The following is a 23,125-nucleotide window of genomic DNA, read 5'->3' on the forward strand; positions in this document are numbered from 1 at the left end:
AAATGCGCCAGTGACTGTGGGTAACTAAGGGGTCAGCCAGTAGGGCACCGCTTGCGCTTGAATAAACGCCTCGGCATCGGCCCCATGCAGGAGCGCTAAGCTGCTGAGTAGGCCGGCTTGCAGGCAGGAGCGGCCGGCAACCGTCAGTTGGGCCGGGCCGCCGTGGGTGGCCCAGCCGGTATTGGCGTTAAGCAGATGGCTGTAACGGATGTTGTTGTGCAGCAAAAAACGTTGGGTGCTGCCGCTGGTGGCGAGCGCTCCGTGGCGGATCGACAGTCGTTGCAGTAAAGCTGGCTCTGATCCGGCCGGGCTGATCCCGATCTGCCAGGGTTTCGCTCTGGGCCGGGACAGCGCAATATCCCCGCCAAAGTTGACCAGCACGGATAACTCGGGGGCGATCTGCGCCATTTGGGCGGCGGTCTTATCCACCGCGTACTCCTTGCCTATCCCACCAAAGTCCAGCTCCATCCCCCACGGTAGCAGGAATTGGTCGCCGTGCAGCTGAACCCGTTGCCACCCGATCCGCGGTAGCAGCGCGTCTATCTGTTGCTGGGTTGGCGGCGCGCCGTCAGCGTTAAACGGCCAGATCTGCCTTAGGAGCCCTGAGGTGATGTCAAACATCCCGTCGCTGAGTTCAAAGCAGGTTTGAGCGAAGTGCAACAAGCGCGTGGTCTCGGGATCTAGCGTGATCTTTGTGCCCCGTGAACGGTGCAGCTGTGCCCACACATTGTCGCGGCGGTAGCGGCTGTATTTATGCTCGATCCCGGTCGCGATCCGACAGGCTTGTTCGAGCAGTTGCTGCGCCAGTGGTTGTGGGCAGGGATCGATCAACAACTCGCAGTCACTGGCCATGGCGACAAAGTGGCCTTGCCAGTGATCTTTGTGGCGGATCAGCGTCGGTATCATGGCGGCGACTCAAAAGCGGTAGCTGATCTGCGCCATCAGCGCCTTGATCTGCGGATAGAGATCCAGCGACTGCAGCTGGCCCGGGCCAGTGTCTCCCTCCGGCGTTTGCACATAATACTCCAGTCGCAGCGATGCTTGCTGCGATCGGCCAACCGGGAAGCCGTATTTCAACCCGACGGTGTAGGTGGTCATTTCGGCCAGTCGATAATCCGCCGTGGCGTACTGCGGACGAGACGCGCCCTCTAATAAGAATGGGCGATAGAAGTCGGCGGCGCTTTGTCGGTAGTAGCGCAGGTGCGGCTCAAGATAATGGCCCTTGTCGAAGCGGTAGTCGAAGCGCAGATCCAGCGTGTGGGAATCAATGCCCCAGTCGTCGGTCATCAAGCGGTAACTGGTATCGAGTACGGGCCCGCCGAGGTGGATCTTGGTCTGCCAGAATAGCGCATGTTTGCTGCGTTGATCGGGGCGGGACTCATAGAGCTGACGCAACGCCGTGCCGGTCTGATCGATAACACTCACCAGCTTGAACGGATCGGTCTGATAACCGTCCACCTGGGCATAGCTGTAGTTAAACTGCATCACGGTGGCGCGGTTGATCACCTGAGTCAGACCGAGGGAGATCTCTGCCGTTCTCTTGTTGTCGCTGCTGTTACCACGGGTGGCATTGAACGCCTCGACAAACGCTTGTTCAGACGGATAGTCCGCGCGTATTGGCATCTGTGCCAAGGGCAATGGGATAGCGCCCTCGGGCTCGATGGTGTCGTAAAACAAGGACGCGCCGACTCGCAGTGCGCTGTTTTTCTTGTTCCAGTAATAGGTTGCACCTCCGCTGAGGCCCAACGACAGATAGTCGTACTCCTTGCTGAGGTGGCTGGCTATGTCGTACTCCCAGCGCGCATTAATCGGTTGGCGCCAGCCCAGATTGAGCTGCAGCCGGGTGTCCTGAAACGAGTCATCCAGCGGCGTATCACCGGCGGCCGTGGTGTATTCACCACGGCCAGAGGGGCGAGTAAAGGTTTGCGCCTGTTGTTGCGCCACTGCGCCGGTGGCCGATGCGCCGGTTAAGGCGTCTAGCGTCAGCGCCATACTGAGCGCACCGTCGTCGGCATTGGTGCGAACGGCCTGGATCTTACCTTCCACGGCGGTGATCCGAGCGCCATCTTCGCCGTAATAGAGCAGCGCGGTATCGAGCTGCCAGCCGGCGTCGTCCTCAAACCAATCGGCTTGCGCGGGCGTGGCGATCAGCGCGGCGCTGGCCACCGCCAAGGCAGCACTGATATTGTAAAAAGCGCCGGAGGCGGTTGGGTTGTGGCTTAGTTGCATCCGCAGCCGCCTCCCGCGGTCCCGCGTCCACCACTGCTGGCCTCTTTCGAGAAGTAGATGTGATCGTCAAAGCCCTTGTCGATGGCGTTGGCCTCCATCGTCATGCGCGGATCGGCCAGTCGTTCCCGTTGCCAGGGCTCGACGCCGAGATGACTGCAACCACTGATCAGCAGCACGCTGCCGAGTAGGGTTAAAAACCGTTTCATCGCGGTCTCCTTACTGCGTGTTTCCTTCCGTGTGAGTTAGCAGCTTTTAGCGGCTCAGCACACCACCGATGCGACATATCACTCAGGCGTTGCATGTTTGCTCGCTCATCGGCTGCTCAGCGCGATGGCGGCTCCGACGCTGCGGCGTCCAGATATTGGCCGATCTCCGCTTTGAGTGCTGCACTCTGGCTTTTACGAAAGCCAATATGGCGCACCAGGATCTCACCGTCTTTGATCAGGTAGCTGGTGGGCATGCCAGGCACCGCAAATGCCGCTGCGATCACACCATCGGGATCGTACTGGACGGGAAAGGTTGCGGGGTACTTGTCTAAAAACGGGAGGGCGTCAGCGGGATCGACATCGACATTGATGGCGACGATCGCCAAGCCCTGATCGGCAAACTCGGCCTGCAGCTCGTTCATAAATGGGAAGCTGTGACGGCAGGGACCACACCAGCTGGCCCAGAAATCGACATACACCACCTTGTCCTGTGACAGTCGATGCAGGCTTTGCTCGGCGTGCGTTACCTGAAAGTCGGGCGCGGGCTGTGCGCTGAGGGAGAGGCTGAACAACAGCGCAACAAATGGGGTGGCGCGAAACAATGCAAACAACGGATCCTCCTTGTGCTCTATGACACCGGCTCGGGAGTCAGATTGTCACTGATGACACCCCATTGGAACACGTTGTTAACAAAAAGTTTGGTAAATTTTCGCGATTGAAAATCAGTCGCGCTGCAGCAGTGGCAGGATCCGGCTGAGCTTGTCGAAGATCTCCTGATATTCTGCGTCGCATTCGCTGTCGGCGACCACACCGCCGCCCGCCCAACAGTACAGTTGTTGTTGCTTGGCTACGAGTGAGCGAATGGTGATCGAGGTGTCCATATGGCCATTTTGGCTCAGGTAACCGATGCTGCCGCAGTAGAGGCTACGCCGAGACGGCTCCAGCTCTTCGATGATCTCCATGGCTCGGATCTTCGGCGCGCCGGTGATCGAGCCGCCAGGAAAGGCACCGCGCAGCAGATCCAGCGCGGTGCGGCTCTCGGCCAGGGTGCTGGTGACGGTGCTGACCAGATGGTGCACCGCTGGAAAGCTCTCAATGGCAAACAGGCTTGGCACCTTGACCGAGCCCGGGGCGGCCATCTTGCCCAGATCATTGCGCAGCAGATCGACGATCATCAGATTCTCGGCCCGATCCTTATCGGCGTGGCGCAATGCGTCCGCTGCCGCCGCATCCTGCAGCGGATCGGCGTGGCGCGGCCGGGTGCCCTTGATCGGCTTGGTCTCCACCTGACGGCCGTTGACCTGGAGAAAACGCTCTGGTGATAGACTCAGCAGCGCAGCGTCGGGCAGACGGATAAAGGCGGAGAAGGGCGCCATATTGCCCTGGCGCAGCTTCAGGTAGGCCAGCCATTCATCGCCTTGATAGTCGGCACAGAAGCGCATGGTCAGGTTGATCTGATAGCAGTCGCCGCTGCGCAGATAGGCCTGAACCCGGTCAAAGCTACGCTGGTACTGCAGACGTGAGGTTTGATCCCGCCATGGGCCCAGCAGACGAAAATCCTCCATCGGTGCGTTCTGGCCAACCTGGCGCTGTAGCCAGACGAGTCGCCGATGCCAGTCGGCGTCACTGCCGCGCACCAGTAACTCGACACGCTCGAGCTGATGATCGATCAGCACGGCCCAGTCGTAGATCCCCACCGCCATCTCAGGCACACCAATGTCATCGGACGCGCTGGCGGGCAAGCGCTCAAACCGGCGACCCAGATCGTAACTGAAGTGACCCAGTGCGCCGCCGGTAAAGGGCAACTCTCGCTCTTTGTCGCACAGTGGCCCCAGCAACCGGCGTTGGATCTGCTGTACCAGCAGGAGCGGATCGGCCTTACTGTCAAAGCGGCTGTCCGGCAGTTGCACCGACGTGTGCTGGCCATAGGTGGTGAGGGTTGCGATGGGATCGGCCACGATAATGTCAAAGCGCGCATCTGGATGGTTGCGTCCGCCATGTTCAAACGCGGAGTCCAGCAGCATGGCCCAAGGCTGCGCGCACAGCGGTGCAAACAGGGTGAGCGGGCACATCGCATCTTGCGCGCTGGCAAACAGAGATGAGACAGGTAGGGGGCGGCGGATCAAAGACATAGGATAGATCTGGCGGTCAACTTACGTGGCGGCGAGGATAGCACACCCCGCTGCCTCAGGGGACAGGCCTGGGCGCATTCGCCAGCGAACCGTTGGCAATAACAGTGAGATCGTCGCGTCGACCGATCTCAATCGTTGATCGCTTCTATCCGTGCCGCCTGTTGCTGCAACTCATACATGGCGCGATAGGTGCCGCCCTCCAGCGCCATCAATTGACGGTGATCGCCCTGCTCGCTGATCCTGCCGTGTGACAGCAGCACGATGTGATCCGCCTGTTTGATGGTCGATAAGCGGTGTGCCACAGCAATGATGGTGATCTCACCGCGCAGTCGCGCCAGAGCTTGTTGCACCACCTGCTCTGTCTCGCTGTCGATGTTGGCGGTGGCTTCATCCAGCAGCAAGATCCGCGGCTCACCGGCCAGGGCTCGGGCGATGATCAACTGCTGGCGCTGGCCGGTAGAGAGGCGCAAACCGCCTTCGCCCAGTGTGGTGGCGTAGCCTTGCGGTAACTGCAAGATGGCCTGATGCAGATGTGCCTTGCGTGCCGCACTCTGCACCTGTTGCTCGCTTAGACCGCGGCCCATGTCGATATTGGCGCGGACGCTGTCCGCCAATACAAACGGCTCCTGCAGGATCAGGCCGATCCCGTGACGCAGCGCTGACTGCGCCAGATCATGGATATCGCTGCCACCGATCAACACGCTGCCGCGAGGCGCCGGGTAGAAGCCCAGCAGCAGCGACAAGAGGGTGCTTTTGCCGGAGCCGGTATGGCCGGCGATGGCGTAGAAGCCGCCGTCAGGCACCTTCAGATCAATATCATGCAGTACCGTTTTTGCTGGTAGGTAGCCAAAACTTAACCCCGTCAGCGTCATACTGCCATTGTCGAGCTGCGCCTGTTGCTCGCCATAGCGTGCCTCCGGCTCATCTAACAGTTTCGCCACTCTATCGCCGGCCACCATTGCTTGCTGATACAGATTAAAACGCTGGGTGATCTCGGCCAGCGGCTCGGTAAAGCGAGCCATGTAGTTTAAGAAAGCATAAAGCACCCCGATCTCGGCGACGCCGGCGACCACCTGTTGGCCAAACAACCAGAGGATCCCGACTGTGGTGGTGATACTGAGCAGATCGATCGCCGGACGCAGCAACAGTCCGCTGGCAAACACGGTGCGCAGCCGACTGCGGTAATAGTGATCGTTGATCTGACCAAAGTGGCGCAGGAAGCGCTCGGATTGATTGCTGGCCTGGATCACCGCCATCCCGCCGATCGATTCATTCAAGCTGCCGTTGATCTCGGCACGCTGCACTCGGCTTTGCGCAACCGCCGGGCCGGACAAACGCTGATAGAGATAGATGATGGTGATCACCGCCGGCACCAGCGCCAGCGCGATCATCATCAAGGTGAGATCCAGCAGCGCCATCGCCACCAAAATGCCCAGCAGCATCACCGCATTGCCCAGCACGTTGGAAAGAAACTGGACGTAGAGATCCTTGATCGCCTCCGTATCATTGGTGATCCGACTGACCAGTTGGCCGGTGCGGGCATGATCGAAATAGCGCATGGGCAGCCGCATCACCCGGGCAAAGGCGCGTTTGCGGATATCGGTTACCGCATTGAGCGCCATCTTGGTGAAGCTCAAGGCCTGCAGGTAACGAAACGCCCCGGCGCCCAGCTGACACAATAGATAGATAAGCAGTAATTGCAGGATCAGTTGCCAGCGCAGATCCCCCGTCAACAGGTAGTCATCGATGTAGATCTTGGCCAGAAGTGGCCCAACCACGTCCAGCGCTGTTGCCAGTAACAGCAGCAAGAGCGAGCGGATCAGCAAGCGGGGATCGCGATAGATGTACCCAGCCAAAAGACGGAAGGTACGGTTGTGATCAGGCCTGCTCATCCAGCGCCGCCTCCATCTGTTGATAGGTCCACATGCGGCTGAACCAGCCATCCTGCGCGATCAGCTCATGGTGCCGACCGCGCTCGCACAGCGCCCCCGCGCGCAGTACCACGATCTCATCGGCGTCCATCAAGGACGATAAACGATGGCTGATGATGATCCGGCTCTGCTGCCGGTTGTGGCGACGCAGATGGGAGAGGATCTGCTGCTCGGTCTCCATGTCCACCGCCGATAAGGCATCATCGAGGATCAGGAGCGGCGCCTCACTCAGCAGCGCCCGGGCGATGGCGATCCGCTGGCGTTGCCCGCCGGACAAGGTAACGCCACGCTCGCCCACCTGCGTCTCAAACCCCTCAGGGAAGCGCAGAATGTCGGCTTCCACTGCAGCGAGTCGCGCCGCCTGACGGACGGCCTCATCACTGGCGTCCGGGCGGGCTAGGGCGATGTTATCGCGCACGCTGGCACTGAACAGGAAGGGATCTTGCGGTACCAGCGCAAAGGCACTGCGCAGCTGCGCCAATGGGTATTGATCGATGGCATGCTCGCCCAGCGTGATGGCGCCGGCGCAGTCAAATTGTCGCTGTAGCAGCCGCACCAAGGTCGTCTTGCCAGCACCGGTTGGACCGGCGATCCCCAGCACCTTGCCGGGGGGCAGATCCAACCGGTCAATCGTCAGCGCGGGGGCCGTCGTGCTCGGATCATCCGGGTAGCAAAAGCGGAGATCGGAGATCTGTAGCCGAGTCTGCGTCAGCGCGCGTTCGCCCTCATCGACTACACTGTCCGGCGCATTGAGCACACTATCGAGCCGCACAATGGCCGCGTTGCCTCGCTCGACGATATTCAGCAGCCAGCCGAAGGCAAACATCGGCCAGATCAACTGACCCAGATAGAGTGAGAAACTGGTGAGTTGACCCAGCGTGAGCTGATCATGGACGATCAGCCAGGTGCCAAACCCCAATGACAATACCGTGGTGAAGGCCAGGCAGACGAAGATCACTGGATCGTACATCGCCTCTGCGCGGGCGACCTGATAGGTGCGCTCGGCCGCTGCGTCGGTGATCTGATCAAACCCCTGGCTCTCGATCCGCTCGCGGCCCATCGCCTTGACTAAGCGGATCCCCGCGATCGCCTGTTGGGTCGCCTCGTTCAACTCAGAGAAGCGCTCCAGCGACTGATGAAAATGGCGGTGCAGTAACTTGGAGATCCGATAAAACGCCAGTCCCATCAGCGGGAAGGGCAGCAAGGCCACCAGCGTAAGGCGCCAGTCGATCACACTGAACATCATCAGCAGGATAAAGGTAAAGGTCAGCACGCCGTCGAAGCCGGTCAAAATGCCTTCGCCCGCGGCCACCTCCACCGCATCCACATCATTGGTGGCGCGGGCCATCAGATCGCCGGTGCTGTGGCTGCTGTAAAAAGCCAGCCCCTGACGACTGAGGCGGCGAAACAGTTGCTGGCGCAGATCGCCGCCGAGACGATAAGAGGCGCCAAACAACACCATGCGCCAACCAAAGCGCAGTAGGTACAGTGCCAGCCCCAGCAATAGCAGCTGTGGCAGATAGCCAAACAAGCCGGTTTGTTGCTCTGGCTGCTGTAATAGGCCATCGAGGGTTTGGCCGATCAGATAGGGCACGCTGATGTTCATCAACGCCACCACCAACAGCATCAGCAGCGCCAAGGCATAGGTGAACTTGTGGCGGCGGAAAAACCAGCCAAGGTGACGAAACAGCGACATAACAGTCCTAAAGCAACCCCGCTAAGCATCCGGCGAAACGGCGGTCGCCGATAATAGCACAGCCAAAACAAGTGAATAGCTGTGTGTTTGGTTATCAAATAAAAACAGAGAGACACACTGGGAACCTGGCGATCTCTGCATTAATCTATGGAGTATTGATAACAATAGAGACGAGAGAGATGCGCGCGAGTTTAATTGATGGAAAAGCCCTGTCTGCTGAGGTTTTGGCCGACGTCGAGCAACAGGTATCGGCGCTCATTGAGCAAGGCAATGCCGCTCCCTGTCTGGCGGTCGTGCTGGTCGGGGAAGATCCCGCCAGTCAGGTGTACGTGCGCAATAAGCTGCTGAAGTGCGAACAAACCGGGATCCGCAGCATCGAGCACAAACTCGATGTCGACACCAGCGAAGCCGAACTGTTGACCCTGCTTGCCCAACTCAATGGTGATGCCAGCGTCAATGGCATTCTGGTGCAGCTGCCGTTGCCCAAGCACATCGACGAGCAGAAGGTGATCTGCGCTATCGATCCCCGCAAAGACGTCGACGGCTTCCACCCCGAAAACATGGGCCTATTGCTGTCGGGCGCCAAAGAGGTGTTGGTTCCTTGTACCCCACTGGGTTGCCTTATCATGCTGCAAAAGACCCTGGGCGATCAGCTCAGTGGCAAGCACGTGGTTGTCGTCGGCCGCTCCAATATCGTCGGTAAGCCCGCCGCGCTGCTGACCCTGCAGCAGCACTGCACCGTCACCATCGTCCACTCGCGCACCGCTGAGATCGAAGCGCTGTGTCGTCAGGCCGATATCCTGATCGTCGCCGTCGGCCGTGCCGAGATGGTCACCGCCGATTGGGTTAAGCCCGGCGCCGTGGTGCTGGATGTGGGGATCAACCGCATCGAGCGTGACGGCAAATTCCGTTTGGTGGGCGATGTCGCCTTCGACCAAGTCGCCGAGGTAGCCAGCGCCATCACCCCAGTTCCAGGGGGGGTCGGCCCTATGACCATAGCGTGTCTGCTGCGCAACACCCTGCAGGCGTACCGCAACCAAACGGCGTAACCCGTTTGCTGCGATGACGAGCGAGCCAAGCGGCTCGCTTTTTTGTGCGCATTGGGTGGGAAGGCATTACCTGTAGCGAGGGCAGGGTATGCGTCGCCAAGGGGACCGCTCGGCTGCGATCCGCCACTCCGACTTCGCCTGAATTTGCTTGAGCCTTTCGGTGAAAATGACAGCAGCTTAAAGGGGGGCGCCGCTGGCATTTAGGGCTGATCATCGACATTAAAGTGCAAACTGACATCGACACCGAATAACGTGAATGAACAAAAAAGTGAGGTCAGGGCTTTCGGCTGGCCGTAACGGGCGTTCGCAGTCATCCGTTGTTGCCCTCGATCAGAGCAGTATGAGCGCGTTGTTGCGCGCATTGTGTACATTTGATGCTGCCAAGCGCTATCAAGGAAAAGACGATCCGCATTTCAATGCAGCACCTCATGGCGGATCCCCCCTCGCTTGGCGGCGAATTCCGCTCGACGTTGGATGAACCCGTATAGACACCCACAACATGGCTGCTTACCGCCGCCAACACTAGTCTTTCGATGATGTTGAACTGAGGGAGCGCTGGCTAGGTACTGTCGTGATTGCCGTGCTTTTTTCTTACAAGTATCTGAATGGCTTAATTTTTGCATTGGTACTTAGCATCAAACGAGAACAAGAAAGGAACTCAAACTATGCGCTTATCTGCACAAGAACGGGGCTGGTTGCCCTATTTTGGGGCAAACGGCAAGTGGCACTTAGGTAAAGCCTGCTGGCTAAACCGTCACCGTATCCCTTTATTGGAGCAGACGTTTGATAGCTTTGCCCATAACAGAGTGAAACTGTTGCAAAGCTGGGCCGAAAGTCAGTGGGCATTTTTGCAGGATGCTGCCCTCTATCTCAACAGCAAGCCGGGATCAGAGCAGCAGGAAGCGTTGCTGCAACTGTGTGCCCGTGCGAGTGATATCAGTGAATTGTTTGTGGTGGGGACGCAAGGAGAGGTGCATTACAGCAGCGCGAAGGGAGCTTTGCCTGCGCCGCTGGACAGCGCTCTGGTTTGCCGTGGGCTTGAGGGGCCTTTCTTGCATGGCCCTTATGTGGATCCCCGAACCTTGGCACTTGGGCCATCCAGTTCTAGCTTCCATGATGCGGTGACTCTGATGTTCTATTTTCCCTTGCCGGACGGGCAAGGGTGCTTATGTGCCAGGGTCCCTAATGATGTCTTGGGCGACTTGATCCAGCGGGAAGCGGGTCATATCTATGCTGAATCCGGCGATAACTATGTCTTTATGGTGCGGTCTCAGTTGGAGCCTGACATTTTGCCCGGGACGGCATTGTCTCGCTCCCGTTTTGAAGACGATACATTCAGTCATGGAGAGAATTTAAAGTCTGGGATCCGAACTCGGTGGGGCCAAGTTCGGATCCGTGCCCATACTGAGTTTGAGATCCGTTTTACGGATCCTGCGACAGGGCAACTGCACCCAGGTGTGCGTGAGACCATTGCCAACGGGCAAAACCTGTTTGTTGAGTATCCGGGTTATTCGGATTACCGACATGTGCCGGTGATCGGTAAGGGGATCACCTTTAGCTTGCCGGGCTCACCTGACCGTTGGGGAATGATGTGTGAAGCCGATCTTGAGGAGGTGTATCGTCACCGCTCGGTTGGGTTGACCTTATTGAAGCGGGCGATCCTGGCGATGGGGATCACCGCACTTTTGCCCTTTGGGCTGACACAAGGGTTCGACCTCGACGCCGGAATGGCCATGGTAGTAACTCTGACCACGTTATTGATGACCTGCCTCGGTTTGCACTGTTGGGCGTTTCGCCCCTTGGCAGGTCAGCTCACTGAGATGACCTCAGTACTGCAGCGGATCGCCGAAGGCGAGTGTGATCTGACCCAGCGTGTGCCGCATTCCAGTGGGGTTCCTGACGAGTCAGCTGAGCTAGGGCGCTGGATCAATAGCCTTATCGACAATCTGCAGGGGGCATTGGGACAGATGGTGTGGGCCTCCAATGAGGTGAAACAGGCGAGTGAATCGATGTTGCGTCGTTGCCAACGCGTTGACGACGCAACTCAGCAGACAAAAAACGCAATTGAGGCTTTACTGACGCTGTCGGATCGCCAGTACGCAGAGATCGGCGAGGCGAACGACTCTGCCCACGGTATGCAGACCCAGATGCACGAAGCGCTCGCCCTGGCGCAGGAGGAACAGAAACAGGCCCAAGCCAATACAGGCTCAGTGAAGGCGATTGTACAAAACTCATCTCAAAGCGTGAAACAGGTGAACGCTCAGATGGGGCAGATCGACGATATTGTTAAGTTAATTAGTGATATCACGGCCCAAACCAATTTGCTGGCACTCAATGCCGCGATTGAGGCTGCTCGCGCTGGCGATCATGGGCGTGGATTCTCCGTGGTGGCGGATGAGGTCCGTCAATTGGCCAGCAAAACCTCGGATGCTGCAGCTCATATCGGTACCATCATGGAGCGTTTGCGTCAGGAGTCCGAAGCGGCTGTTGTGTCGATGGAGCGGGGCGTTCAGGCGGTCGATCAGGGCAGCGGTTCCGGGGAAGAGGAGGACCGAAACCGGAGGCTGAGTCAGACTGCAGATACTCTGTTTTCGGCGATGGCGCTATTGGCCCAAAGCAGTCAGGTGCATGCGGCCACGGCGCAACAAGCCAAAGAATCGAGTGAGGGATTGGCGCAGGGTGCGGCGCAACTCAGTCGTCGCACCTCCATTGTACGAAATGCGATCCAGCGACTCGAAACACAGGTTGATCGCTTTGTCCTTTAGGGGCTGAGCGTATTCGCATACAGCAGTGATCCCTGCTTGAAGTTAACCCCGGGGGAAACAGCGCTGTCGCCTGTGTGGATAAAGTGTCAGACTGAGATAAAACTTCAAGGCGTTGCTGAGCCGTGTTTGCTTTGGGGAAGGAGTGCGGGCTTCGGCATATGCGCGAAGCCCTGCGGGGATTAGAAGCGCCGGTCGAACATCATCGTTGCCTGATGGGTATGATTGAGCTGATTGTTGCGGTGGTTGTAGTCCATGTCCAGATAGCGATAACCCAGATCAACGGACCAGTTGCTGGTCAGGCGGTACTGCAGTCCTGCCTGTGCACCCCAGGTAAAGGTGGTGCGCTCACGGTCATCGAGTTTGTTGCTGGCCAAGCCGATGGTTGGCCCGATGTATCCCGCCAGCTTTCCTTGCAATGCCAGAGGCTGCAGGTAGTCATAGCTGATCAATGCCAGGTGCTGGGTGTGGTCAAACTTGTCTCCCGCCCACTGAAAGTCGTCTTGTTTATAGGAATAGCTGGCGCTGATCCTGTGTTGCTCCTCCAGTACCTTGCCGGCACGTAACTGATAGTGAGCGGCATCGCTTGTTTCGCTCACGGTGCGTTGCACTTTATCTTGTTGCCAGCCGATCCCAACCCCCAAAAAGGTGTCATTAGCAACGGCGTAACCAGAACAGGCGATCATTGCGATCATTGCAGTGGTAAGGGTTCTCATCAGTAACCTCCTGGTGGATCAAAATGGCGTAGCTTCATTGTCACCATATCGAACAATAGCGCGGTCAATATTGAGCCAGATCAGAGTTTTTACTCTAGCGCGATGTAATGCCGATACATTCGGTTTGAATTCAGTTTGTGGCTTGTCTCTTGTACTCGAGCTCACGGCATTCGGCGCAGGTCGCTCGGGCCATCGAGAGCGAGCGGGTCATTGTGTCCCATCAGTTCGGACTTTGTCGGACTGTAACGGAAAGGGTTGTTTTTTGGGTGATTAAGAGCGTGAAATTGGATTGATGGCGTTGTTTGCCAAGTGATCCTTTGGCGACACTGTCGGGATTATTTCCATGGAAGAAGCGTTACCAAATGAAATCGTTCGCTCCACTTATTGCCCTAGGTTTGCCGGTTTGTGCCCTAGCTGCGCCGCCAAGCATCGAAGATGTCATCGTTATTCGCGGTGAACAGCCGACCAGCCAACAGATGGCGACCACTCAATATCAGATTGACCGAGAAAGCATTGCGCAATCCGGTGCTGTTTCGCTCGACCAGATCCTGAGAACTGTGCCTGGCGTGAACGTCCGCTGGGGCGGCGAAGGCACCCCACGGGTCGATATTCGTGGTTACAAGACTCGCCATGTGACCTTTTTGATCAACGGTGTGCCGCAGAACATGGCGGAAGATGGCCAGTTTGATCCCAGCCTCATCCCTGCCAGTCAGATCGAGCGGGTAGATGTGGTGACCGGCGGTGGCTCTCTGCTGTATGGCCCAGGCGGCAATGCCGGAACGATCAACGTGATCACCCGTCGTGATTCTGCCGGAGCACACGCCAACATTGGTTACGGCAATGACGACCGCTGGCAGGCGGGAGTTGGGGTGTCGGGCAGCACAGACTCCATGTCTGGCTCACTGAACTACCAGGGCTATGGTGATCGTGGCTTCCGTTTGAGCTCAGACTTTGAGCCCGGCTCCCAAGAAGATGGTGGTTTGCGCAATAACAGCGACCGAGAAACCCATGCCTTGTCCGGTCGTCTCGGTTGGCAGGCTGCGGCAGATACTCGACTAGCATTGACCGCCAATGTGGCGACCGAGGAGAAAGGCGCCCCAATTAAGGTCAATGAGAACAAGAGCGAGGTCTCTCGCGTTGACGACCTGACCCGCTATGCACTGCAGCTCTCCGGTGATCATCGCATCAATCAACATCACAATCTGCGCGGCTTTGCCTACGTCAGTGAGCAAGAACAAACTCTCGGTGATTATTCCGATTACACCTTGGCAGAGAAACTTAGTGAAACGGATTCCCGCGAATTGAATCGCGGTGCAAATGTGCAGTGGCTGTTTCAGCAAGACGCGCACCTGTTGACCACCTCTTTGATGCTCGATCATCAAAGCTGGCGATCCAACTTCTACGAGCTACCCGGGCTGACATCAGGTGATGGTTCTGGCGGCGGTGGCGGCGGTGGCGACGGTAGTGGCGGTGGTTCCGGTGGCGATGATGATGGGGCGATCAATACGCACCAGCAAACCCGCTCTGCAGTCGTAGAATATCAGTGGCAGGGCACCGAGCAGGGCGTCACGCTGTCCGGTGGCGCGCACGATAACACCATCGACGATAAAGTACGTTACTCCGCCTTGGCTTCGGCTTATCAGATGCTGGGCACGCAGACCAAGCTCTCCTCCAGTGTAGCAAGGAAGATCCGCTATCCAGATCTGTCCTCGCTGTTTGAAGGCAGCAGTGCCAATCCAGACTTAGTACCAGAAACCACCTTCCACGCCGAGCTGGGGCTGGATCATCGCCTCGGTCAGGCTAACCGCTTGAGCGCCAGCGTGTTCTACTCCGATGTGGACAACTACATCGAGAAAGACGAAGACGGGATATCGAAAAACTTTGCCCATTACCGCTTTATCGGTGTCGACACCCAATGGCATAACCACAGCTTTGACGCGGTGGATCTGGTGCTGGGATATAGCTATCTGGACGCAGAGGATCGCGAAGGTGAGTTGGGCCGGACTGCGCTGCAGTATCGCCCGACGCACAGCATCAAGGCATCCGCCGTGGCTCGTCTGCCATGGCAGCTAACGGCGCGTTTGGATGCGCAATATCTGCGTGATCAGGTCTACTACCAGAAGGAGGAGCAGTTCAGCATTGATAACTTCTCTTTGGTGGACATCAGCATTTCCCAGCCTTTGCCGTGGGATGGCTTGTCCTGGCAAGCGACCATCACCAATCTGCTCGACGAGGACTACGTCACTAGCCGTGAAGCTCCCCGCCCCGGCCGTGAATGGATGCTGCAATTGAAGGCTCAGTTCTAAACCATGCTGCAGCTTGAACAACTCACCCTGAAACGGGGTGAGTTGACTCTATTTAAGGATGTGTCGCTGTTCCTGTCAGCCGGGGATTGCGCGCTGATCGGCGGGGCGACAGGCTGCGGTAAAAGCAGCCTGTTGTTGGCCGTCGCCGGTTTACTCGAACCCGCTGCGGGCACCATTCGCCGACCGGAAACGGTCGGTTTGGTGATGCAGGATCCCTGCGTGCAACTGATGCGTGAGCAGATCGGACCGGAGGTGGCGCTCTGGTTGGAGCATCAGGGGGTCGATCCGGAGTTGATGCCGCAGCTAGTCCGCTCGGCGCTGGCGCGGGTCGGGCTGGACTTGGCGCTCAATACCCGAGTCGGGACCCTGTCACAAGGACAGAAGTATCGACTGTTAATCGCCGCTCAGTTGATCGCTCAACCGCAACTCTTGTTGCTCGATGAGCCGTGGGCGCAGTTGGATCCTCAGGCGCTCGCCGAGGTGCTCGATTGTCTGACCCAGTTGCAACAACAGGGCCTGACGCTGTTGATCTGCGAGCATCATCTTTCTCCGTTTGAGGCGTTGGCGACCCACAGCCTGTCACTGAGTGACAAGCAAGAGGGGATTGCACCTGTCCTGACTTGGCCTGAGCCGGGCGAGCAGATGGTGCTGACACTGGAGCGGTTTGTGCTGTCGGCGTCGGAGCGCACCCTGTATCAAGGCGAGAATCTGTCGCTGGCGGCAGGCCAATGCATCGCGCTGCACGGCGCAAACGGCAGCGGCAAGAGCACGCTGCTGCAGGCATTGATCGGACTGGGCGAGGGGCTGGAGGGCGAGTGGCACAGCGTCGACGTCAGTCAGATCGCCTGCCTACTGCAGCAGCCCAGTCGCCAGCTGTTCTGCGCGACGGCGCTGGAGGAGCTGTGTTTCTCGTTGACGCGGCGTGGTTATGACACGTCCGCCGCTAAAGATCAGGCTGAGGTGATCCTGGAGGAGCTCGGTCTGGCCGCACACCGTCATCGCTCGCCGTTGCTGATGTCCTATGGCCAGCAACATCTGCTGGCGCTGGCGGTTCAGTTGGCACTAGCGCCGAAGTTGCTGCTGCTGGACGATCCCTTTGCCGGGTTGGACGCTCGCAGCCAGGCACGGATCTGGCAGATGTTGAACCGTTATTGTCATGACGGTGGCGCGATCCTGATCGCCAGCCACCGGCCTATCCATGAGGTGAGTCAGCAATGGCAGATCTGCGCGGGGAGGCTACATGTGGCAGTGTGATCCCGTTCGGCTGACCCAAGCCAAATTGATACTGGTGCCGCTGTTGGTGGTCGCCGCCTTGATGGTGCCCGTCTTGGGGCTGCCTTTGATGGCGCTGCTGCTGGTAGGACTGGTGTTGAAATGCCCCGGTGGAGCGCGTCAGCTACGTCGGGTCGTCCTGTTTATGTCGGTGAACTGGGCGCTGATCATCGGCGTCTATCTGCTCAAGTTCGGTGTTGACGGCGTGTTGCCGGCGATGGAAGTGGCGTCGCGGGTGCTGTTGGCCATCTTACCAGGGCTGTGGTTTTACCTGTCGACCCAGAGCCATCATGTGGTGCTGGCGCTGGATCCTTGGATGTCGGTGCGCAATGCCGCGGTGCTCAGTGCGGCGCTGTCGTTGCTGCCCCATCTGGTCAATGAAACCCGGGTGCTCTATCAACTGGCGCGACTGCGCGGCGCGCGTATTGCCCCAAAAGATTTTACCCGTTTACACGGTTACCGCGAGTTGTCTGAAACCGTCTTGCTGCCCTTGATCGTCCAGTTGATGCGCTACAGCCAGCAGCAGGAGATCGCGCTGCGCTGCCGCGGCTATCAGGAGCAACAACCGGTAACCCGTTTTCCCTATAAGGATCTACTATGAAACGCTTTTCTCTAGCCGATGCGCTGCTACTCGGTGCGCTGGCACTGTTGTTTGTGGCGGTCAAATCGGTGTTTCGCTTTAAGTTGGGCCTGACCGGCCACTCCATGTTCTTTGTGATGACCACCTTCCTACTGGCCCGTGGGCTGGTGCCGGTGCGTGGCTCGGTGATCTACTGCGGTTTGATGGTGGGACTGCTGGCGATGATCATGGGAATGGGTAAAGGCGGTCCGTTGGTGCTGTTGAAGTTTATGATGCCAGCGGTTGCGCTGGAGTTCGCGCTGCTGTTTCTACCCAATGCACCCTGGCGCTTTATCACAGCTTGGGCTGTGGCGTTTGTTGGCGTGTTGGGCTGGGCGCTCAAGGGGGCGATTGAGATGTGGCTGGTCGGAGCGGCCTGGGAGCTCATCGCCGTCAAGGCGTTGTGGAAAACCGGCGGTGGCACACTGTTTGCTGGCCTGGCGTGTCTGATGGTGCCGAAACTGCTACGCCATTTGGCGCACCATCAGTTGATCGGCGAGCACCGAGTCCCTAGCTGGGTACGCAAGGGGGCCCTTGTATGAGTGAGGCACCAGTGAAGCTGTATATGTGTATCGACGATACCGACATTCTGGGCAGTAAAGGCACCGGCGAGCTAGCGGAAGAGATCGCTCAATGTATTGAGGGATTGGCGCTCGGCCGATGCAGTGGCGTGACTCGCCATCAGCTTTTGGTGCACCCGGACATCGCCTATACCTCCCACAACTCCAGCATGTGTTTCGAGGTGGAGACCCAGACACAACATTGGGGCGCCATTTGCGCATTGGCACAGCAATACCTTCTGAGCCATGCTGCTGAAGGTTCCGACCCCGGCCTGTGCATCGCACCCGCCTCAAGGCTGGCCGATCCGCGACTCAAAGCCTATGGCGAGGCCGCGAAACAACAGGTACTCAACCGGGTGCAGGCGTATCAATTGGCGTTTGAGCTGGGGCTGCATCTGAGTGAGCATGGTGGCGAGGGGATCGGCGTGATCGGCGCACTGGCGGGCGTTGCCCTACGTTATGGCGGCTTTGATGGGCGTTGCAAAGGCAAACTGGAGTTGGCCGCAGGCACCTACACGGTAGCGCAATTGTTGGCACAGGATGGGATCGAACAGGTGATGGACTCACAAGGTACCTTGCTGGAAATGTCTGAGGTAGTGAACCTGCAAGGCAAGCTCAAGACCATCTGGTGGGATCATCAAGCGACTCTATTGGTAGAAAGGGTTGACGGCAAGTGGCATAACGCCGGTAAACCCTTGTTGCAGGCGTATTGAGCATGAAGATCGATATGACCTCAGTTGTCTTAGCAAAGGTTCGACAACAAGCAGATCGGTGCTCATTTTTTGTCGCCGATGATGAAGATGAACAGATGGACGATGATTGCGTGCGCAGTTGTTACAACTGTGGGCTTCGCCGTTGGCTGCCTGCAGGGTTTGAATGTGGTAAAGCTTTAGGAGAGCGCAACGAATGAGACACACTCTACTGTGCGGGGCGCTGACGTTGCTGCTTATTGCGGGGCCTACGGCCGCAGCGCAAAAACAGAAACATGAAACCCCGCTGCGGATCGTGTCGGTGAGCACCCCGGTCTATAGCGGACTGCTGGCGATGCTGGCGCAAGGGTTTGAACAGGAAACAGGGGTCAAAGTCGAGTTTCGATCCTCTAATGATCCCCACCGTCAGGGCCGTACCGGCCAAGCGGATCTGGTGATCTCCCATTACGGCAAGTCCGGTATGGAGACCTTTATTTCCGATGGGATGGGTCACTGGCCGCGCATGCTGTTTGCGAACCAAGCGGTGATCATTGGGCCCAAGTCGGATCCGGCAGGGATTGCCGCGCTCAATGCCCGCGACGCGTTTAGTCGCTTGCAACAGCAGCAGTCACCGTTTGTCGCCAACGCGCTGCCCGGGCCGCAATTTATTCACGATTTCTTGCAGGCGCAAAACGGAGGGACACAGCCGCTGGCTCAGGCCAGCGACAAAACGTACGCGAAGGCAGCCGCGGTGCGACAGGCAGAAAAGCAACAGGCTTATGTCGTTTGGGGGGCATTCCCATTCCTGCGTTATCAAGCGCAGAACGACAGTGATTTAGCCATTCTGGTTGCCGATGATCCCATCTTGCACCGAGTGATGGCCAGCTCTGTGGTACGCAGTGACCAGGTATCTGGTGTGAATGAATCGGCGGCCCGCCAATTTGAACAGTATGTGATCCGAACGGATACGCAGGCGAAGATCGCCGCGTTCCGCACCATGGGCAGTGAGCGTCAGCTGTGGTGGCCTTACGGACGTCACAACTGATCCGATGGGTGGCAGCCTCGAGCAGTCAACGTTTTGTTGGGATCGGATTGCCGTTGTCTGAGCGATCCGATCTATTGCAGTGGGCTCGAGTAAAGATCTGGTGCAATGTAAGTGTGAATTTGGTCACGCTCGATATGATGTCGTTTGTAAAACGCAAAGAAAACGAAGGTCGGCCGACTGGAGGTGTTTTGCGGTTTTGTCGTTACTATGGTTACTTCAACGCATTGAGACTACAAGTGATTGTGTGAGTTTTTGGCGCACAGATTAGAGTCTTAACGGATCATTCAAGAGCCAGTTTGTCATGTTATAAACTGCGCTTTTCCACCCCTGTGGTAACCCTTCGCTGCTTGTTGCCCGAGAGTTGTTGTCGCTTGTTTCTTGTGCGATTGCTGTTATTGATATCGATACCGGAGAGGTTTTGGCTATCTTTCCGGCCGCGTCCAAGCTGCTTAAAATCGATGTCTATCATCTCGTTAACGCGGCGGTTCATCATAAATATCTGGCTGAATGGAATGAGCTGCGGACACTTGGCGTAGTGGGTGGCGAGCCGGTGCGTGTCTTTGGCTGGACGAAAGATGCACATGGCAAGGAGTTTCGGGAGTATGGCAGTATCCTGCTTACGGTGATGGCAGGATGCAGTGTGATGGTTGCGTATATCGAGCGAGGTTATTGAGCCGATAGAAATAACGAACGGGTGGAGCCGCTGGATCGCAGTGCACTGCTGTCAAAATCAAGCAAGAACCAACGGCGTGGTAAAGACTACTGAAACATCGCACGCTTTAGTTTGTTTCTTCAAAAAACAAGACGGTGGTGAATGCAAGGAGAGTGCGGATGCACTGGTGCCTGTCTGGAGAGAGCAAACGGTTTCAACGCAGAGCACGAATTTTAAAGGAACTTGCTTGCGTGTCGTCCCAGACTTGATCTGCTATCGATTGTCAGGTTATGTGGGTCGCAGGAACAAGGTATCGGATCAGTCACACGCAGGGGGGCAGTTTCCGTTATGTTGACGAAAATGCAATACCGCACAATTGAGCCAATAGGGCTGCTGAGCGAACGGCAGGCACTGCGGTTTGAAGCGCCTCTTGTTTTCGGCTAGAAATCGATTGTGTACGGCTCTGTCAATACAACCGAGTAAGCCTCTGACGAGTTGGCGTTTGCCGCCGTACACGCAACAAAGCAGTGATCTTTAATTTTCCTGTTTTAAGACTGAATGGAGCGTTGTCCAACATGCCCAGAAGAACCACCCAAACCCCTAAACATACCCACCAAACCCTAAAAAACATGAGTTTTGAGAGTATGGTGATCAGCTGGTTGATGTATGACGGCTGGCAGGTGTTTACGCCGATCCTGGATAACGGCCATCAGACTGACATCCTCATTTCGGATGGGCCGAATTATCATCGTATTCAGATCAAAACCGTCGAGGCGAGCGGTGACGATCATTGGGTCGAGAACAAGTGGCAGGACAGCCACGTCGACTTGGTGATCTACTTCGCGCGCAACTCGACTTGGGGCTACATCGCTCCTGCCTTTGCCGATCAGCGTCGGCCGCTGAATCACCCCGAGCATGCCCGCTTTGCCGCCAACAGTCGCACCGAGTTTCTTAAGGAGTTCCACACTATCGATTAGGTGAACTGTCTCTAGAATATCTTTTCGAACGGTTGAAAAAATGAACGGGTAGTTGTGATGGGGCGGGGCCGTTCGCATACGCGAGTAAGCCTCTGGCCGGAGGATGATGGACAACCGCCTAAGCGCTTCACTGAGGCTCGGCTATAAAGGCCACCGGTTCAGTATATGTGTGATTGACTCGGTGTTTGTGCACGGGAAACGAACCGATCCCCAAGACGTCGGAAGCGTCTCAAGTACACTTACTGAGTCGATCACAAGCGCCGAGCTGAGGGATAAACGGACCTGCGCTAGTCGTTGCTAAAACTTACAAAATGTTACCTTGGTTGCATTTAATAAGCTTAGCTTTATCAGAGTGTTGCTCCGTTTGCCTGAGTGTGAATACAATCCTGAGGCGGTCATTATTCGCCATCAGGAGGAGTGTCTTGTCGGTCTTAGAACGCCATCATTCTGCTTTGCCTTTTATTCTCGGTGTGGTCGGGCACCGGGATCTGCTCCCCGAGCAGGAAGGGCCGATCAAGCGTCAGGTTCGTGAGGCACTTCAGTATTGGCTCGAACAGTTGTCGCCAGCGACCCCGCTCTGGTTGATGAGTGGATTGGCGGTCGGGGCGGATACTTGGGTCACCGAGGAAGCCTTGGCACTTCAGCAGCGATGGGGAGCGGAGCGAATACGGATAAAAGCGTGTTTGCCTATGCCGTTGTCTGCCTACCGACAGGATTTTGATGACACTGAAAGGGATTGCGCTGAATCTCGACGTCTAGACGCTATTATCGAGACGCTGGCGCAGCAAGGGGAAGAGCTACTGGTGGTTCCCAGTCACCTGTCCGATGAACAGCTAAAGGTGGCGCTCCTTGATGGTGGTTACGGCCTCGAACGCAATACCCTATATCTCAATCAGAGCGTGTTTGTGGCGAAGTACGCCAATGTATTGCTTGCATTATGGGATGGCTTGCCTGCCAAAGGGGCAGGGGGGACGGCTGATGCGGTTTCCTACAAATTAGGTTTGCCGACGGAGTGGCCTTTGGGGCAGTCGAATCCGGCCTTGGCCCCCGTCAGTGCCTTTGATGGACAAGTCGGTGGTTTAGTGCATCGGATCCCTGTATCACGTATTGATGGGGCAGAGCCAGCGACTCCTTTATACAGTGCCTTTGAAGCCCGATCGTGCAGTGGCGATTTGATGGCAGGGCATCAGTTATGGGTTTGCCAAGGCGGCGAAACACAATCAAAGCGCTCTGCTGCTGATTTCCTCTCAGAAGAGTTTAACCGGCTAGTACGTGATCTGAATCATTACAATGAGCTGGCCCCTGGCCAAGTGCAACAGGGAGCGGCCGCGCCAGGATTGACCATTAGCTTGCCCGCGTTCCGACGGGCCGATGCGGTTGCGTTGAGTCGACAAACTGAATACCGGCGGGTGTTACAGCGCTTTTTTGTCACCGTTTTGATCGTACTAGTATTGTACGAATTGGCGTCCAACTTCCTTGATAGCGTTGCAGGGATAGGGATCTTTGGGGCGATCTTCGTTGGTATTGGCCTTAGTGCACTGCAAGTGAAATTAGCCTCGCGAAGAGAGATTAAGTGGAAGTATCAATTGGCTCGAGGCATTGCAGAAGGCATGCGGATAAGAGGGTTTCTTAATGCCGCAGCGGTTCCCCCCAGTGCTGCACCACTTATCCCACGTCGATTTCGTCAACACCTCCCGCTATTGAACCACGCAATTGCGTTTGCCGAGTGGGACTGGTGGTACCACAAAACACAGTTTTGTGGTGAAACGACGAGGCAAGTTTGGCTCGATGATCAACTTAGATTCTTCGGTGATCGGCTGCAAACAGAGCCATCCCGTCAGGTCAAATGGCAGGATCGATTCTACAAGCGCCCTCGTTACGGTGCCAAGAAGTGTAAGAGATGGGCTAAGGCTCTCTTTAATGCCAGCATTTTGTTTGCTTTTGGGTTGTTTGCCGTTGTGGCATTGGAGTTCGGATTTGATGTGTCCTTGTTCGCCCAGAGTAAGAGCGTGTTGATGCTGGGAGTTCAGTACTGCTTGATGGCAGCTGGTGCAGTCGCCCTGTGGGGGGAGTTAACCGGTTATGGGGCGATCACCGAGGGCTACCAAACCCTAGAGCAGTTATACCGTCGAGCCGATGAGCTATTGGAAGGCGATTGGGATCTCGGCAAAGAGGTGATGCTAACGGATCTAGCAAGGGAAGCGATGTTTGAACACGTAACATGGCATAACGCAGAAGCGGAAAACGATATAAAGCGAAAGCAGCAACTCTAATACGGATGTGG

At 57.0% G+C, this 23,125-nt stretch carries 20 protein-coding genes; 12 read left to right on the top strand and 8 right to left on the bottom strand.

Features of this window, described 5'->3' with window-relative positions; all coding sequences use genetic code 11:
* Positions 1-24: 24 nt before the first annotated feature.
* The 7 genes from ABEA08_RS18455 to ABEA08_RS18485 all read right to left on the bottom strand — a co-directional run bounded on the left by ABEA08_RS18455 (position 25) and on the right by ABEA08_RS18485 (position 8,194).
* The gene (locus tag ABEA08_RS18455; RefSeq protein WP_345336868.1) at positions 25-906 is read right to left on the bottom strand and encodes an FAD:protein FMN transferase; all 882 of its coding nucleotides are present in this window, start codon (positions 904-906) and stop codon (positions 25-27) included.
* A 9-nt stretch (positions 907-915) separates the two neighbouring features.
* Entirely contained in the window at positions 916-2,229 is a 1,314-nt protein-coding gene (locus ABEA08_RS18460) for a DUF3570 domain-containing protein (RefSeq protein WP_345336869.1), read from the bottom strand.
* On the bottom strand, positions 2,220-2,435 hold the full coding sequence (locus ABEA08_RS18465) for a DUF4266 domain-containing protein (RefSeq protein ID WP_345336870.1): 216 nt from the start codon (positions 2,433-2,435) through the stop codon (positions 2,220-2,222). The genes ABEA08_RS18460 and ABEA08_RS18465 overlap by 10 nt, the downstream gene beginning before the upstream one ends.
* A gap of 116 nt (positions 2,436-2,551) precedes the next feature.
* Positions 2,552-3,046, bottom strand: a complete 495-nt coding sequence (locus tag ABEA08_RS18470; RefSeq protein ID WP_345336871.1) for a TlpA family protein disulfide reductase — start codon at positions 3,044-3,046, stop codon at positions 2,552-2,554.
* Positions 3,047-3,157: 111 nt separating this feature from the next.
* Entirely contained in the window at positions 3,158-4,507 is a 1,350-nt protein-coding gene (pabB, locus tag ABEA08_RS18475; protein WP_345336919.1) for an aminodeoxychorismate synthase component I, read from the bottom strand.
* A gap of 188 nt (positions 4,508-4,695) precedes the next feature.
* Positions 4,696-6,459 (bottom strand): ABC transporter ATP-binding protein, encoded by a 1,764-nt coding sequence (locus ABEA08_RS18480; RefSeq protein ID WP_345336873.1) that lies wholly within the window; start codon positions 6,457-6,459, stop codon positions 4,696-4,698.
* On the bottom strand, positions 6,446-8,194 hold the full coding sequence (locus tag ABEA08_RS18485; protein WP_345336875.1) for an ABC transporter transmembrane domain-containing protein: 1,749 nt from the start codon (positions 8,192-8,194) through the stop codon (positions 6,446-6,448). Before ABEA08_RS18485 ends, ABEA08_RS18480 begins: the two co-directional genes overlap by 14 nt.
* 179 nt (positions 8,195-8,373) lie before the next feature.
* Between ABEA08_RS18485 and folD the strand changes: the two genes are divergently transcribed.
* Together folD and ABEA08_RS18495 are read left to right on the top strand one after the other, a co-directional pair.
* Positions 8,374-9,243: a bifunctional methylenetetrahydrofolate dehydrogenase/methenyltetrahydrofolate cyclohydrolase FolD gene (gene folD / locus ABEA08_RS18490; RefSeq protein ID WP_345336877.1), complete on the top strand. Its 870-nt coding sequence runs from the start codon at positions 8,374-8,376 to the stop codon at positions 9,241-9,243.
* Between the two features lie 665 nt (positions 9,244-9,908).
* On the top strand, positions 9,909-12,008 hold the full coding sequence (locus ABEA08_RS18495; RefSeq protein WP_345336878.1) for a methyl-accepting chemotaxis protein: 2,100 nt from the start codon (positions 9,909-9,911) through the stop codon (positions 12,006-12,008).
* Positions 12,009-12,187: 179 nt separating this feature from the next.
* Here ABEA08_RS18495 and ABEA08_RS18500 read toward each other — a convergent pair whose 3' ends face one another.
* Positions 12,188-12,721: a porin family protein gene (locus ABEA08_RS18500; RefSeq protein ID WP_345336879.1), complete on the bottom strand. Its 534-nt coding sequence runs from the start codon at positions 12,719-12,721 to the stop codon at positions 12,188-12,190.
* Positions 12,722-13,083: 362 nt separating this feature from the next.
* Here ABEA08_RS18500 and ABEA08_RS18505 point away from each other — a divergent pair, with 362 nt between their 5' ends.
* The 10 genes from ABEA08_RS18505 (at position 13,084) to ABEA08_RS18550 (ending at position 23,114) form a co-directional block, all read left to right on the top strand.
* The gene (locus ABEA08_RS18505; RefSeq protein WP_345336880.1) at positions 13,084-15,027 is read left to right on the top strand and encodes a TonB-dependent receptor plug domain-containing protein; all 1,944 of its coding nucleotides are present in this window, start codon (positions 13,084-13,086) and stop codon (positions 15,025-15,027) included.
* 3 nt (positions 15,028-15,030) lie between these two features.
* On the top strand, positions 15,031-16,281 hold the full coding sequence (locus tag ABEA08_RS18510; protein WP_345336881.1) for an ATP-binding cassette domain-containing protein: 1,251 nt from the start codon (positions 15,031-15,033) through the stop codon (positions 16,279-16,281).
* Positions 16,268-16,900: an energy-coupling factor transporter transmembrane component T gene (locus ABEA08_RS18515; RefSeq protein WP_345336882.1), complete on the top strand. Its 633-nt coding sequence runs from the start codon at positions 16,268-16,270 to the stop codon at positions 16,898-16,900. The genes ABEA08_RS18510 and ABEA08_RS18515 overlap by 14 nt, the downstream gene beginning before the upstream one ends.
* Entirely contained in the window at positions 16,897-17,460 is a 564-nt protein-coding gene (locus ABEA08_RS18520) for a core component of ECF transporter (RefSeq protein ID WP_345336883.1), read from the top strand. Before ABEA08_RS18515 ends, ABEA08_RS18520 begins: the two co-directional genes overlap by 4 nt.
* Positions 17,457-18,191 (top strand): DNA-binding protein, encoded by a 735-nt coding sequence (locus tag ABEA08_RS18525; protein WP_345336884.1) that lies wholly within the window; start codon positions 17,457-17,459, stop codon positions 18,189-18,191. The genes ABEA08_RS18520 and ABEA08_RS18525 overlap by 4 nt, the downstream gene beginning before the upstream one ends.
* A gap of 2 nt (positions 18,192-18,193) precedes the next feature.
* Positions 18,194-18,388, top strand: a complete 195-nt coding sequence (locus ABEA08_RS18530; protein ID WP_345336886.1) for a hypothetical protein — start codon at positions 18,194-18,196, stop codon at positions 18,386-18,388.
* On the top strand, positions 18,385-19,212 hold the full coding sequence (locus ABEA08_RS18535) for a substrate-binding domain-containing protein (RefSeq protein ID WP_345336887.1): 828 nt from the start codon (positions 18,385-18,387) through the stop codon (positions 19,210-19,212). Before ABEA08_RS18530 ends, ABEA08_RS18535 begins: the two co-directional genes overlap by 4 nt.
* Before the next feature lie 364 nt (positions 19,213-19,576).
* The gene (locus tag ABEA08_RS18540) at positions 19,577-19,885 is read left to right on the top strand and encodes a hypothetical protein (RefSeq protein WP_345336889.1); all 309 of its coding nucleotides are present in this window, start codon (positions 19,577-19,579) and stop codon (positions 19,883-19,885) included.
* Positions 19,886-20,439: 554 nt separating this feature from the next.
* Entirely contained in the window at positions 20,440-20,841 is a 402-nt protein-coding gene (locus ABEA08_RS18545) for a hypothetical protein (protein ID WP_345336891.1), read from the top strand.
* A 632-nt stretch (positions 20,842-21,473) separates the two neighbouring features.
* On the top strand, positions 21,474-23,114 hold the full coding sequence (locus tag ABEA08_RS18550; RefSeq protein ID WP_345336892.1) for a hypothetical protein: 1,641 nt from the start codon (positions 21,474-21,476) through the stop codon (positions 23,112-23,114).
* Positions 23,115-23,125: the final 11 nt, after the last annotated feature.

Origin of the sequence: Ferrimonas pelagia (assembly GCF_039543565.1) — a bacterium.
Taxonomy (GTDB): Bacteria; Pseudomonadota; Gammaproteobacteria; order Enterobacterales; family Shewanellaceae; genus Ferrimonas; species Ferrimonas pelagia.

Coding starts and splice junctions, on each gene's coding strand:
- folD (WP_345336877.1), top strand. CDS start 8,374: ATGCGCGCGAGTTTAATTGATGGAAAAGCCCTGTCTGCTGAGGTTTTG.
- ABEA08_RS18535 (WP_345336887.1), top strand. CDS start 18,385: ATGAGACACACTCTACTGTGCGGGGCGCTGACGTTGCTGCTTATTGCG.
- ABEA08_RS18460 (WP_345336869.1), bottom strand. CDS start 2,229: ATGCAACTAAGCCACAACCCAACCGCCTCCGGCGCTTTTTACAATATC.
- ABEA08_RS18525 (WP_345336884.1), top strand. CDS start 17,457: ATGAGTGAGGCACCAGTGAAGCTGTATATGTGTATCGACGATACCGAC.
- ABEA08_RS18500 (WP_345336879.1), bottom strand. CDS start 12,721: ATGAGAACCCTTACCACTGCAATGATCGCAATGATCGCCTGTTCTGGT.
- ABEA08_RS18530 (WP_345336886.1), top strand. CDS start 18,194: ATGAAGATCGATATGACCTCAGTTGTCTTAGCAAAGGTTCGACAACAA.
- ABEA08_RS18520 (WP_345336883.1), top strand. CDS start 16,897: ATGAAACGCTTTTCTCTAGCCGATGCGCTGCTACTCGGTGCGCTGGCA.
- ABEA08_RS18545 (WP_345336891.1), top strand. CDS start 20,440: ATGCCCAGAAGAACCACCCAAACCCCTAAACATACCCACCAAACCCTA.
- ABEA08_RS18495 (WP_345336878.1), top strand. CDS start 9,909: ATGCGCTTATCTGCACAAGAACGGGGCTGGTTGCCCTATTTTGGGGCA.
- ABEA08_RS18480 (WP_345336873.1), bottom strand. CDS start 6,459: ATGAGCAGGCCTGATCACAACCGTACCTTCCGTCTTTTGGCTGGGTAC.
- ABEA08_RS18485 (WP_345336875.1), bottom strand. CDS start 8,194: ATGTCGCTGTTTCGTCACCTTGGCTGGTTTTTCCGCCGCCACAAGTTC.
- ABEA08_RS18515 (WP_345336882.1), top strand. CDS start 16,268: ATGTGGCAGTGTGATCCCGTTCGGCTGACCCAAGCCAAATTGATACTG.
- ABEA08_RS18510 (WP_345336881.1), top strand. CDS start 15,031: ATGCTGCAGCTTGAACAACTCACCCTGAAACGGGGTGAGTTGACTCTA.
- ABEA08_RS18455 (WP_345336868.1), bottom strand. CDS start 906: ATGATACCGACGCTGATCCGCCACAAAGATCACTGGCAAGGCCACTTT.
- ABEA08_RS18465 (WP_345336870.1), bottom strand. CDS start 2,435: ATGAAACGGTTTTTAACCCTACTCGGCAGCGTGCTGCTGATCAGTGGT.
- ABEA08_RS18505 (WP_345336880.1), top strand. CDS start 13,084: ATGAAATCGTTCGCTCCACTTATTGCCCTAGGTTTGCCGGTTTGTGCC.
- pabB (WP_345336919.1), bottom strand. CDS start 4,507: ATGTGCCCGCTCACCCTGTTTGCACCGCTGTGCGCGCAGCCTTGGGCC.